Annotated in this window: 13 protein-coding genes and 1 riboswitch; of the genes, 6 read left to right on the forward strand and 7 right to left on the reverse strand. The window is 71.8% G+C overall.

Annotated features, from left to right (window positions below):
* Positions 1-112: 112 nt before the first annotated feature.
* The 5 genes from ACV530_RS34095 to ACV530_RS34115 all read right to left on the reverse strand — a co-directional run bounded on the left by ACV530_RS34095 (position 113) and on the right by ACV530_RS34115 (position 4,492).
* Complete coding sequence (locus ACV530_RS34095; protein WP_494336580.1) at positions 113-934, reverse strand: hypothetical protein; 822 nt, start codon at positions 932-934, stop codon at positions 113-115.
* Between the two features lie 39 nt (positions 935-973).
* Entirely contained in the window at positions 974-1,891 is a 918-nt protein-coding gene (gene metF / locus ACV530_RS34100; protein WP_494336581.1) for a methylenetetrahydrofolate reductase [NAD(P)H], read from the reverse strand.
* 93 nt (positions 1,892-1,984) lie between these two features.
* On the reverse strand, positions 1,985-2,638 hold the full coding sequence (thiE, locus tag ACV530_RS34105) for a thiamine phosphate synthase (RefSeq protein WP_494336582.1): 654 nt from the start codon (positions 2,636-2,638) through the stop codon (positions 1,985-1,987).
* 128 nt (positions 2,639-2,766) lie between these two features.
* The gene (locus tag ACV530_RS34110; protein ID WP_494336583.1) at positions 2,767-3,132 is read right to left on the reverse strand and encodes an Rv2175c family DNA-binding protein; all 366 of its coding nucleotides are present in this window, start codon (positions 3,130-3,132) and stop codon (positions 2,767-2,769) included.
* Positions 3,133-3,223: 91 nt separating this feature from the next.
* Positions 3,224-4,492 (reverse strand): NAD(P)/FAD-dependent oxidoreductase, encoded by a 1,269-nt coding sequence (locus tag ACV530_RS34115; RefSeq protein ID WP_494336584.1) that lies wholly within the window; start codon positions 4,490-4,492, stop codon positions 3,224-3,226.
* Between the two features lie 141 nt (positions 4,493-4,633).
* Positions 4,634-4,746: riboswitch (TPP riboswitch) on the forward strand.
* On the opposite strand from ACV530_RS34115, the gene thiO reads away from it, so the two are divergent.
* From thiO to ACV530_RS34140, 5 genes are all read left to right on the forward strand, one after another.
* A complete protein-coding gene (gene thiO, locus ACV530_RS34120; protein ID WP_494336585.1) occupies positions 4,744-5,931 on the forward strand; it encodes a glycine oxidase ThiO in 1,188 nt (395 codons plus the stop codon). Its footprint overlaps the riboswitch before it by 3 nt.
* Positions 5,928-6,140 (forward strand): sulfur carrier protein ThiS, encoded by a 213-nt coding sequence (gene thiS / locus ACV530_RS34125; protein ID WP_494336586.1) that lies wholly within the window; start codon positions 5,928-5,930, stop codon positions 6,138-6,140. The genes thiO and thiS overlap by 4 nt, the downstream gene beginning before the upstream one ends.
* Positions 6,141-6,145: 5 nt before the next feature.
* Entirely contained in the window at positions 6,146-6,949 is an 804-nt protein-coding gene (locus tag ACV530_RS34130; protein ID WP_494336587.1) for a thiazole synthase, read from the forward strand.
* 79 nt (positions 6,950-7,028) lie between these two features.
* The gene (gene pknB, locus ACV530_RS34135; protein WP_494336588.1) at positions 7,029-8,969 is read left to right on the forward strand and encodes a Stk1 family PASTA domain-containing Ser/Thr kinase; all 1,941 of its coding nucleotides are present in this window, start codon (positions 7,029-7,031) and stop codon (positions 8,967-8,969) included.
* A gap of 5 nt (positions 8,970-8,974) precedes the next feature.
* On the forward strand, positions 8,975-9,865 hold the full coding sequence (locus tag ACV530_RS34140) for a deoxyribonuclease IV (RefSeq protein WP_494336589.1): 891 nt from the start codon (positions 8,975-8,977) through the stop codon (positions 9,863-9,865).
* A 158-nt stretch (positions 9,866-10,023) separates the two neighbouring features.
* On the opposite strand, the gene ACV530_RS34145 is transcribed toward ACV530_RS34140, so the two are convergent.
* On the reverse strand, positions 10,024-10,656 hold the full coding sequence (locus tag ACV530_RS34145) for a sulfite oxidase-like oxidoreductase (protein ID WP_494336590.1): 633 nt from the start codon (positions 10,654-10,656) through the stop codon (positions 10,024-10,026).
* 152 nt (positions 10,657-10,808) lie between these two features.
* Here ACV530_RS34145 and bfr point away from each other — a divergent pair, with 152 nt between their 5' ends.
* Positions 10,809-11,297 carry a bacterioferritin gene (gene bfr / locus ACV530_RS34150; RefSeq protein WP_494336591.1) on the forward strand — a complete coding sequence of 163 codons (489 nt, stop codon included), beginning with the start codon at positions 10,809-10,811 and terminating at the stop codon, positions 11,295-11,297.
* 9 nt (positions 11,298-11,306) lie between these two features.
* On the opposite strand, the gene ACV530_RS34155 is transcribed toward bfr, so the two are convergent.
* The gene (locus tag ACV530_RS34155; RefSeq protein WP_494336592.1) at positions 11,307-11,534 is read right to left on the reverse strand and encodes a (2Fe-2S)-binding protein; all 228 of its coding nucleotides are present in this window, start codon (positions 11,532-11,534) and stop codon (positions 11,307-11,309) included.
* Between the last annotated feature and the right edge of the window lie 122 nt (positions 11,535-11,656).

The raw sequence follows: 11,656 nt of genomic DNA on the forward strand, positions 1-11,656 counted from the left end.
GTTGCGGGGTTCCGGGGGCTCCGCCCCCGGAACGGGGGCCGGGGCGGAGCCCCGGAGGAGACGGTGAGAGGGCGGGACCGGGGCACAACTCCCCCACCCCCACCCCACCACCTCAGTAGTGGTACTGCTGCCCGTCGTACCCATGGCCGTACTCGGGCTGCTGCTGCGGCGGAGTCGCGTCCGTGTCGCGTTGCTGGGGGACCCAGACGCCACCGGGCGGGGTGTCCATGTCGTACGGCTGCGGCGCGTACACCTCGCCGCCCGCCGCATAGGGCTGCGGCACCGCGCCGTACTGCTGCTGCTGTGGTTGCTGCTGCTGCCCGTACGCCTCGTACGACTCGTACGTCTGCTGGCGGTTGCCGATGTACGGATCCGAGTACGCCGCGTACTGCGCCTGCTCGTAGCCGAATTGAGCGGCGGGCACCTCGTGCTCGTGCACGCCGAAGACGCTCGTCTCGTCGACCGCGGCGTAGCCGCCCACCGCATGCTCCGCGGTCGGCTGCTCCGGCACGTTGGGCACGTTGGGCATGAGCTCGGTATCTCCGGCGGCCAGGCCGACGGCGACCGGCGCCTCGTCCTGGACGGGCGCGTGCGAGGGCGCCGGTTCGGCGGCCGCGGCGGCGCCGCGGCGACGGCGGCGCCTGCCCCCCTCCGGCTCCCGGGCAGCACCGCCGGAGGACGGGCGCCGCAGCGCCCAGCCCTCCGAGAACCCGCGCCGGAAGGAGAGCGTGACGTACACCTGCCCCACCGCAAAGGCGCACGCCCCCGCGATGATGACCGCCACCGAGGGGATGACGACCCCGGCGACCACGCCGAGGAAACCGGCGAAGGCGAGGAGCCGCCACCGCAGCCGGGCCTTGTACTGCAGCAGCACCTCGCTGAGCAGCCACAGTGCGACGACGCCGAACGCGATGTAGAGGACCGTCCAGCCCATTAGCGCCCCTCTCGTTCGGCCACCGTTCCCGGCAGGCCGTCAGGACCGCTGGTGCAGTCCCAGATTCTCGTAGATTTCCAAGGTGGCCGTGGAGTGGTTCAGGGTAATGAAATGCAGCCCGGGAATCTCCTCGGCCATCAACCGTGCACACAGGTCCGTCGCGTACTCGATCCCGATCGAGCGTACAGCTGCCGGATCGTCCTTCACCGCGCGGATACGCTCCGCTAGCGCGGACGGGAACGCCGCATTGCTGAGCTGTGCGAACCGTTCGATCTGGCGGACGTTGGTGACCGGCATGATCTCGGGGATGATCGGGGTGTCGCAGCCCGCCGCCGCCACGCGGTCGCGCAGCCGCAGGTAGTCCTCCGGGTAGAAGAACATCTGGGTGATCGCGAAGTCCGCGCCCGCCCGGCACTTGGCCACGAAGTGGCGGACGTCGGTGTCCCAGTCGGTGGAGCGCGGGTGCATCTCGGGGAACGCCGCCACGCCCACGCAGAAGTCGCCCGACTCCTTGATGAGCCGGACCAGTTCGACCGCGTGGTCGAGGCCCCGCGGGTGGCGCACCCACTCGCCCATCGGGTCGCCGGGCGGGTCGCCGCGCAGCGCGAGCATGTTGCGGATGCCGACGTCGGCGTACTGGCCGATGACGTTGCGCAGTTCGGCGATCGAGTGGTTGACCGCCGTGAGGTGGGCGACGGGGGTGAGCGTGGTGTCGGTCGCGATGCGTTCGGTCGCCCGCACGGTGCCCTCGCGCGACGAACCGCCGGCGCCATAGGTCACGGACACGAAGGTGGGGGCGACGGCTTCGATCCGGCGGATCGCGTTCCAGAGAGTCCGTTCGCCCCTCTCGGTCTTCGGGGCAGCAAATTCGAACGAAAACGAGCGCTCGCCGGAAGCAAGCAGGTCGCGCACTGTCCGTGCGCGATCAGTCCTGGTGGAAGCTGTGCCGAGGGCCATACCGGTCAAGTTAACCAGCGGCGTGGCGGCTGCCCAACCGGCTTCCGTGATATGCCCTTTTTTCGCCCATGGCCTTCCACACCGTGAGACGGATCAGACGTCGAAGGACCGGATCCGCTTCGCGAGCCGGGCCGTGGCGGCCCCCGGATCGTCCGCCTCGGTGATCGCGCGGACGACGACGATCCGCCGTGCGCCGGCCTCGAGCACCTGGTCGAGGTTCCCCTCGTCGATGCCGCCGATCGCGAACCACGGGCGCTCGGGCGCCAGGGAGGCGGCGTAGCGGACCAGGGACAGGCCCGGTGCGTACCGCCCGGGCTTGGTCGGGGTGGGCCAGCAGGGGCCGGTGCAGAAGTAGTCCACGCCCGCCTCCGCGACCGCGGCGTCCACCTCCGCCTCGGCATGCGTGGAGCGCCCTGTCAGCACGTCCTCGCCGAGGATCGCCCGGGCCGCGGGCACCGGCAGGTCGCCCTGGCCCAGGTGCAGCACATCGGAGCCGGCGGCGTGGGCGACGTCGGCACGGTCGTTGACCGCGAACAGCCTGCCGTGGCGGCGAGCGGCATCGGCGAAGACGGCGAGGTGCTCCAGCTCCTCCCCCGCCTCCATGCCCTTGTCGCGGAGCTGCACGATGTCCACGCCGGCGCCGAGGACGGCGTCCAGGAACTCCGGCAGGTCGCCCTGGCGCTTGCGCGCGTCGGTGCACAGGTACAGCCGGGCATCGGCAAGCCGCTCGCGCGCGGTGGCGGACATCGGTCGGGTCTCCCCCCGGGTCAGCGGTGTACGGCCCGTGGACCGGGCCGTACACCGCACGGAATCACTGCAGAACGGAATCGCTGCAGAAGGGTCGTTGCAGAAGGGCAGAAGGGCAGAGGGGTCGTTCAGACGGCGAGCGCTTGGGCGCGGCGCTTCACCTCGGTCCCGCGGTTCTCATGGAGCGCCTGGGCCGGGGTGCCGGGGAGGGTGTCATCCGGCGTGAACAGCCACTCCAGCATCTCCCCGTCACTGAAGCCGTCGTCCTTGAGAAGGGTCAGGGTCCCGGCGAGGCCCTTGACGACCTTGCCGTCCTTGATGAACTCGGCAGGCACGTGAAGCGCGTTGTTCTCGCCACGGCGCACGGCCACCAGCTGGTTCTCCTTCACCAGCTGGCGCACGCGCGTCACCTCGACGTCGAGCATCTCCGCGATGTCGGGGAGAGTGAGCCAGGCGGGGACGAGCGCTTCGATCTTTGCGTCAATCTCGGTCACAAGGACAAGCCTGCCATCCGCCACTGACAGCCGGTAGCCGGGTTGACCCGAGCGGGCTCGAGACCCTCGCCGCGATACGGATCAGAACGGATCAGAGCGCCGCGGCTTTCAGCGGGACGGACGCGTCCGCCGCCCTTTCCCGGTCGATCGCCGCACCCCGCTCGATGAGCTTGCGCCCCTGTGCCAGGTCGCGCGGGCGCCCGACCGCCAGCACCGCCACCAGGACGCCGGAGCGGAGCCAGCACACCGTCCAGGCGGCGCTCGACGGGTCGCCGCGCCAGACGATCTCGTCGGCGTCGGCGTGGTGGCCCGCGTACTGCACGAACCGGCCGAACTGCTCGGACCAGAAGTACGGCACCGGGTCGTAGACCGGCGCCTCGTCCGGGCCGTGCACGATGTTGGCGGCGACGGTCCGCGGGCCCTGCAGGGCGTTGTCCCAGTGGTGCACCAGCAGCCGCTCCCCGTACCGGGCGGAGGGGAAGGACGCGCAGTCGCCGACCGCGTAGACGTCGGGCAGCGAGGTGCGCAGCCGGTCGTCGGTGACGACGGAACGGTCCGGCGCGAGCTCGATGCCCGAGCCGGCCAGCCAGCCGGTCGCGGGGCGGGCGCCGATGCCGACGACGACCGCGTCCGCCTTCAGCCGGCGGCCGTCGGCGAGCACGACCTCGCCGGGTTCGATCGCCGCCACCGCGGCGCCGGTGAGCAGCCGGGCGCCGCTGTTGGCGTACCAGTCGACCATGTGGGCGGCGACCTCGGCCGGCATGGCGCCCGCCAGCGGCCGGTCGGCGGCCTCCACGACGGTCACGTTGCAGCCCGCCTCGCGGGCGGCGGTCGCGAACTCCGCGCCGATCCAGCCCGCTCCGACCGCCACGATGTCGCGCTGCTCGACCAGCAGCGGGCGCAGCCGCTCGGCGTCGTCCAGCGTGCGCAGCAGATGGACGCCGGGCACGCCTTCGCTGCCGGGCAGCCGGACCGGTTCCGCGCCGGTGGCGACGACCAGCAGGTCGTACGGGACGGTGCCGCGCACCGTGTCCAGTTCGTGGTCGGCGGCGCGCAGGCCGGTGACCTCGCGGCCGAGCTGGAGCTCGATGCCGAGCGAGGCGAAGTCCACCTCGAAGGCGGACCCCTCCGCCTTGCCGAGCAGCACGGCCTTCGACAACGGCGGCCTGTCGTACGGGGGGTGGGGCTCGGCGCCCAGCAGGGTGATCGCCCCTTCCCAGCCCTGTTCGCGCAGTGCGACGGCGGTCTGTACGCCGGCCATCCCGGCGCCGACGATGACGACGCGTCTCCGCGCCGCGCCCTTGGTCGCTTCCCGGCCCTCGGCGGCAGGGCCACCGGCGGTGTTCGTCTGCTCACTCACACGATCACCATAGGTCGGTGGCCGGTCTCTTTCGGAGCACCGGGTGACGAGACCTCCGACACAAAGTCACGAGGTTTGAACACTGCCGGCGGGTGCCGCCGCCTTCCGGTCGGTTCCCGGCCCGTACTAGGGTGGCGCTGCACAAGCACTCGCGGGAGCCCGGACGCACCGGGCTGAGAGGGAGGCTGGACGGCCTCCGACCGTACGAACCTGATCCGGGTCATGCCGGCGAAGGGAGGGGCTGGAAGCCCATGCATGCGGATAGTCCACCTGGTACACGTAGTCATGACGTCCTCGTCGTCGGCGGCGGAGTCATCGGGCTCGTCACGGCGTGGCGGGCGGCCCAGCGCGGTCTGGCCACAGTGCTCGCCGATCCGGCGCCGGGCGGCGGGGCCGCGCAGGTCGCGGCCGGGATGCTGGCCGCCGTCACCGAACTGCACTACGGCGAGCAGGAGCTGCTCGCCCTCAACCTGGCCTCCGCGCGGCGCTATCCGGAGTTCACGGCCGAGCTGGAGGAGGCGAGCGGCCAGGACACCGGCTACCGCGCATGCGGCACGCTCGCCGTCGCGCTCGACGCCGACGACCGGGCGCACCTGCGCGAACTGCACGCCCTCCAGCTGCGGTCGGGGCTGGATTCGCAGTGGCTGTCGGGACGCGAGTGCCGCCGGCTGGAGCCGATGCTCGCGCCCGGCGTACAGGGCGGGCTGCGTGTCGACGGGGACCACCAGACCGATCCCCGGCGGCTGGCGAAGGCGCTGCTGACGGCCTGTGAGCGGGCCGGGGTGGTCTTCCACCGCAGCCGCGCGGAGCGGGTGCTGCTGAGCGGGGACCGGGCCATCGGCGCGGAACTCGCCGACGGCAGCCGGGTCACGGCCGGCCAGACCGTGCTGGCGGCGGGCAGCGGCAGCGGCCTGCTCGCGGGGCTGCCGGAGGAGGTCCTGCCCCCGGTGCGGCCGGTCAAGGGGCAGATACTGCGCCTGCGTGTGCCGGAGCCGTACCGGCCGTTCCTCTCCCGGACCGTACGGGCCGTCGTGCGCGGCGGGCACGTCTACCTGGTGCCGCGTGAGAACGGCGAGCTGGTCCTGGGCGCGACCACGGAGGAGCTCGGCTGGGACACGACCGTCACGGCGGGCGGCGTCTACGAACTGCTGCGCGACGCGCACGAACTGGTGCCCGGCATCACCGAGCTGCCGCTGGTGGAGACCCGCGCCGGACTGCGCCCGGGCTCCCCCGACAACGCCCCGATGCTCGGCCCGTCCGCCCTGCCCGGCCTGCACCTGGCCACCGGCCACCACCGCAACGGCATCCTGCTCACCCCGCTGACCGGGGACGCGCTCGCCGAGGCGCTGACCACCGGCAGCCTGCCCGAAGAGGCCCGTCCCTTCTCCCCCCGGCGATTCACCCGCTCACCCCGCTCACTCCAGGAGCAGCCCGCATGACCGGCACCGTGCACGTTTCCGTCAACGGTGAGCGCCATGTCGTCCCCGGCGGGACGACCCTCGGCGGCCTCGTGGCCACGCTCACCACCACGCCCGGCGGCGTCGCCGCGGCCGTCAACGAAACCGTCGTCCCGCGCGGCCAGTGGCAGCTCACGCCGCTCGGCGACGGCGACCGGGTCGAGGTGCTCACCGCGGTGCAGGGAGGCTGATCACGATGGCGGACGACCTGCTCACCATTGCCGACACCGTCTTCACGTCCCGTCTGATCATGGGAACGGGCGGGGCCCCGAGCCTGGAGGTGCTGGAGCGCGCGCTGATCGCCTCGGGCACCGAGCTGACCACGGTCGCGATGCGCCGGCTGGACTCGAGCGTGCGGGGCTCGGTGCTGTCCGTGCTCGAGAAGCACGGCGTACGGGTGCTGCCGAACACGGCGGGCTGTTTCACCGCGGGCGAGGCGGTCCTGACGGCCCGGCTGGCCCGCGAGGCGCTCGGTACGGACTGGGTCAAGCTCGAGGTGATCGCCGACGAGCGCACCCTGCTGCCCGACCCCATCGAGCTGCTGGACGCCGCCGAGATCCTGGTGGACGACGGCTTCACGGTGCTGCCCTACACCAACGACGACCCCGTGCTGGCCCGCAGGCTGGAGGACATCGGCTGTGCCGCGATCATGCCGCTGGGCTCCCCCATCGGCTCCGGCCTGGGCATCCGCAACCCGCACAACTTCCAGCTGATCACGGAGCGGGCGAACGTGCCGGTGATCCTCGACGCCGGTGCGGGCACCGCCTCCGACGCGGCGCTCGCGATGGAGCTGGGGTGCTCGGCGGTGATGCTCGCCTCGGCGGTGACGCGGGCGCAGGAGCCGGTCCTGATGGCGGAGGCCATGCGGCACGCGGTCGAGGCGGGGCGGCTGGCCCACCGGGCCGGGCGCATCCCGCGCCGGCACTTCGCCGAGGCGTCGTCGCCGCTGACCGGGCTGGCGCGGCTGGACCCGGAGCGGCCGGCGTTCGGGGCGGCGTAGGTCACCGTTTCGCTGCGGTAGCTCCGTCCGGACGTACGAGCGTACGGCTCGTCGCGATGGGCTCGTAGACTCGGGGACCGTGGACACGACCCTGCCGGACCCCCTCGTCGACCAGCTGCTCGACGGCCGTTACCGCATCGAGGCGCGGGTCGCCGCGGGTGGCATGGCCACGGTCTACCGGGCCCTGGACACCCGCCTCGACCGCGTGCTCGCCGTGAAGGTGATGCACCCCACCCTCGCGTCGGACTCCGCGTTCGTCGAGCGCTTCATCCGCGAGGCCAAGTCGGCGGCGCGCCTCGACCACCCCAATGTGGTGAGCGTCTTCGACCAGGGCACGGACGGCGGATACGTCTACCTCGCCATGGAGTACGTACCGGGCTGCACCCTGCGCGACGTCCTGCGCGAGCGCGGGGCGCTGCAGCCCCGGGCGGCGCTCGACATCGCCGAGCCCGTGCTGGCGGCGCTCGGCGCGGCGCACCGCGCCGGGCTCGTGCACCGCGACATGAAGCCCGAGAACGTGCTGATCGGGGACGACGGGCGGGTCAAGGTCGCCGACTTCGGCCTGGTGCGGGCGGTGGGCACCACCACCACGACCAACACCGGCTCGGTCCTGGGGACGGTGTCCTACCTCGCCCCCGAGCAGATCGAGCAGGGCACCGTCGACACGCGCACGGATGTCTACGCGTGTGGTGTCGTCCTCTACGAGATGCTCACCGGCACCAAGCCGCACGCGGGCACCAACCCGGCGCAGGTGCTCTACCAGCACCTCCACCAGGACGTGCCGGCCCCGTCCGCCGAGGTCCCGGGCCTCGCGCCCGAGCTCGACGACGTGGTGACCACCTGCACCGCCCGCGACCCCCGGCTGCGCCCGGACGACGCGGTGGGCATGCTGGGGCTGATCCGCGAGGCGCGCGCACAGCTCTCCGACGAGCAGCTGGACGCCCGTCCGCCGAGGGCGACGGACCCGTCGGTCCCCCAGGGTTCCGAGGACCGTACGAGCGTCCTCCCGCGCCCCGCGGCGGTGCCGATGGACCGTACCGCGCGGTTCGAGCAGCCGCCCGTCGTCCCCCCGCAGGCACGGCCGCAGGCGCAGGCGACGGCCTGGGACCGGCTGCCGGGTCCGCTGCGCGGGCTGCGGCGGCGCACGGTGCTGGCGGTGGTCGCCGCCGTGCTGGCGGTGCTCGCGGGCACCGGCGTCTGGTACATCAACTCCGGCCAGTTCACCTCGGTCCCGGCCGTCCTGGACATGACGCAGGACAAGGCGGAGCAGGAGCTCGGCAAGGCCGGGCTCGGCGTGCAGACCCGGCAGGAGTTCAGCGACACCGTCGAGCGCGGCCACGTCATGGCCACCGACCCCAAGCCGGGCGAGCGCATCCGCAACACCGGCCGGGTGACGATCACCGTCTCGCGGGGCCCGCAGCGGTCCGAGGTGCCCAACGTCGTGGGCATGCCGTTCGACGAGGCGAAGAAGAAGCTCCAGGACGCGGGGCTGACGGTCGGCGACGTCGGCAAGCAGTTCAGCGACGAGACCCCGCAGGGCTCGGTGCTGTCCACCGAGCCGCGGGCGGGCACCGGCCTGCGGCCGGATTCGCCGGTCGCGCTGGTCGTCAGCAAGGGCGAGGCCCTGGACGTGCCGGACGTGAGCGGCCTCTCGCCGGCGGAGGCCACCGACCGGCTGGGCCAGCAGGGTCTCAAGCTCAAGGTCTCGGACTCCGAGGTCTACTCGGGCCAGCCCAAGGGCTCCGTCGCCGAGCAGTCGCCGGCCCGGGGAGGCAAGGTCGCCAAGGGCGACACGATCACCGTGGCGCTCTCCAAGGGCAAGGAGATGCTCGCCGTCCCGGACGTCACCGGCAAGAGCGAGGCGGACGCCAAGAAGATCCTGACGGACGCGGGCTTCGCGGTGCGCGTGGACCGGCCGTTCCTCTTCCCCCGCGACTCGGTCGACAGCCAGTCGGTCAAGGCCGGCGACAAGGCGGCCCGCGGCGACACCATCACCATCCGTCTCAAGGGCGGCCTCTGAGGAGCATGAGCACCACCTTGCGCAAGAGCAATCGCAATCCTGTCGGCGGTCACATCCCGGTGGCCGGAGGCCTGGCCAGAACCGGCCTGCCGTACGCCCGCGAGATGGGTGCCGAGGCCGTCCAGGTCTTCGTCGCCAACCCGCGCGGCTGGGCGACCCCGCCCGGCGACCCGCGCCAGGACGAGGCGTTCCGCGCGGGCTGCGCGGAGGCCTCGCTGCCGGTGTACGTCCATGCCCCGTACCTGATCAACTTCGGTTCGCACACCGGGGCGACGGTCGACCGGTCCGTGGAGTCGCTGCGGCACTCGCTGCGCCGGGGCCGGGAGATCGGGGCGCGCGGGGTCGTCGTCCACACCGGTTCGGCGACCGGCGGCCGTGCCCGCGGCGAGGCGCTGGCCCAGGTGCACGAGCGGCTGCTGCCGCTGCTGGAGGAGCTGACGCACGACGACGACCCGCAGCTGCTGCTCGAGCCGACGGCGGGTCAGGGCGCCTCGCTGTGCTCGTGGATCGCCGATCTCGGGCCGTACTTCGACGCGCTGGAGCACCATCCGCGGCTCGGCGTCTGCCTGGACACCTGCCATGTGTTCGCGGCGGGCCACGACCTGGCGGGGCACGGCGGGATGAAGCAGACCCTCGACGAGCTGGTGCAGGTCGTCGGCGAGGGGCGGCTGGGACTGATCCACGCCAACGACTCCAAGGACGTCGTCGGCGCGCACAAGGACCGGCACGAGAACATCGGTTCCGGCCACATCGGTGCCGAGCCCTTCGCGGAGCTGTTCACCCACCCCGGGACGGCGGGGGTGCCGCTGACGATCGAGACGCCGGGCGGCAAGGAGGGACACGCCGCCGACGTGGCCCGCCTGAAGGCACTGCGGGACGGCCCTTCGCCGGCCTAGGGCGTGTCCGGTGGGTCAGTGCGGGCCCCGCGGTGTCCGGTGCGGTGCATCGCAAGGCGGAGCATCTCCCTCGGACTGGGTGTCCGTGGGTGATGCGACAACGCGGCGAGGTGCCGTGCCGGGCGCCGCAGGGCCTGTGCTGACCCACCGGACACGCCCTAGAGTTCCGGCCCGTCGCCGGGCTCCTCCTGGTACGAGTAGCGCTGTTCACGCCAGGGGTCACCGAGGTTGTGGTAGCCGCGCTCCTCCCAGAAGCCGCGGCGGTCGGTGGCCATGTACTCGACGCCGCGCACCCACTTCGGCCCCTTCCAGGCGTACAGGTGCGGGACGGCCAGCCGGACGGGGAAACCGTGCTCGGCGGTGAGGAGTTCACCGTCCTTGTGGGTGGCGAAGATCGAGTGCTCGGAGGCGAAGTCGGCCAGCCGCAGATTGGCGCTGTAGCCGTATTCGGCCCACACCATCACATGGGTGACATCCGGTGCGGGCGGGGCGAGTTCGACAATGGTGCGGGCCAGCACGCCGCCCCACTCGATGCCGAGGACGCTGTACTTCGTGACGCAGTGCAGGTCGGCGTTCACCGTCGCATACGGCAGCGCCGCGAACTCCTCGTGCGTCCAGCAGTGTTTGTCACCGTCGGCGGTCGCGCCGAAAACGCGGAACTCCCAGCGTTCCGCCCGGAACTTCGGTACCGGGCCGTAGTGCGTCACCGGCCAGCCGCGCTGAATTCGCTGTCCCGGGGGCAGCAGGAGTTGTTCTCCTTTGCGGCTTTCCGGGTTATTAGGCTGACCCATGACCCCATGGTGTCAGACCCGTGGGGGTGCTGATGACCAGGGGTGGCATCATCCGGACAAATTCCACTAAGTGTGCACTTACTGGACGGTTTCGAAGGCCGGTGCAAGGATGCGCGCAACCTGCCGGACTTCCCTGGGAAGGAGCCTCTGCGATGCAGGGCGACCCCGAGATCATCGAGTTCCTCAATGAGCAGCTGACGGGCGAGCTGACCGCCATCAACCAGTACTTCCTGCATGCGAAGTTGCAGGAGCACCACGGCTGGACCAAGATCGCGTCACACACCCGCGCCGAGTCCTTCGACGAGATGAAGCACGCCGAGGTGCTGACCGACCGGATCATCTTCCTGGAGGCACTGCCCAACTACCAGCGGCTCTTCCACGTCCGGATCGGCCAGACGATCACCGAGATGTTCCAGGCCGACCGGCAGGTGGAGGTCGAGGCCATCGACCGTCTCCGGCGCGGCGTCGAGGTCATGCGGGCCAAGGGCGACATCACCTCGGCCAATATCTTCGAGTCGATCCTCGCCGACGAGGAGGACCACATCGACTACCTCGACACCCAGCTCGAGCTGATCGAGAAGCTCGGCGAGCCGCTCTATCTGGCCCAGTTCATCGAGCAGGAGAACGGCAGCAGCCGCTGACCACGCCGACTACGCGGCGGACGCGAGCACTCCGGGCTCGCCACGGTCGGCCAGTTCGCGGCGGGGGCAGGCGCCCCGGCCGAGGAGGGCCTGGATGCGGCGCACACAGCTGCCGCAGTCGGTGCCGGCCTTGCAGGCCGAGGCTATCTTGCGGGGGGTGCACGCCCCCTGGTCCGCGTGCTCACGCACCTGCTGCTCCGTGATGCCGAAGCACGAGCAGACGTACACGCGGTTCACCGCCTCACCGGCCAGAAGGAAGAAAGGTAACCCTTACCTTACCCGTCCGGGAGCGGGAATCACAACGCCGTGGGGGGGGGGGCGAGTGAGTCCTTCCCCCCCACAGGCCTTTGGCGGGGGGG

This window comes from Streptomyces sp. SX-6 (assembly GCF_059089585.1).

What these genes read in the sequence shown, in the direction of transcription:
- ACV530_RS34095 (WP_494336580.1), bottom strand. Translation starts at nt 934, where the DNA reads ATGGGCTGGACGGTCCTCTACATCGCGTTCGGCGTCGTCGCACTGTGG.
- metF (WP_494336581.1), bottom strand. Translation starts at nt 1,891, where the DNA reads ATGGCCCTCGGCACAGCTTCCACCAGGACTGATCGCGCACGGACAGTG.
- thiE (WP_494336582.1), bottom strand. Translation starts at nt 2,638, where the DNA reads ATGTCCGCCACCGCGCGCGAGCGGCTTGCCGATGCCCGGCTGTACCTG.
- thiO (WP_494336585.1), top strand. Translation starts at nt 4,744, where the DNA reads ATGCATGCGGATAGTCCACCTGGTACACGTAGTCATGACGTCCTCGTC.
- thiS (WP_494336586.1), top strand. Translation starts at nt 5,928, where the DNA reads ATGACCGGCACCGTGCACGTTTCCGTCAACGGTGAGCGCCATGTCGTC.
- ACV530_RS34130 (WP_494336587.1), top strand. Translation starts at nt 6,146, where the DNA reads ATGGCGGACGACCTGCTCACCATTGCCGACACCGTCTTCACGTCCCGT.
- ACV530_RS34140 (WP_494336589.1), top strand. Translation starts at nt 8,975, where the DNA reads ATGAGCACCACCTTGCGCAAGAGCAATCGCAATCCTGTCGGCGGTCAC.
- ACV530_RS34145 (WP_494336590.1), bottom strand. Translation starts at nt 10,656, where the DNA reads ATGGGTCAGCCTAATAACCCGGAAAGCCGCAAAGGAGAACAACTCCTG.
- bfr (WP_494336591.1), top strand. Translation starts at nt 10,809, where the DNA reads ATGCAGGGCGACCCCGAGATCATCGAGTTCCTCAATGAGCAGCTGACG.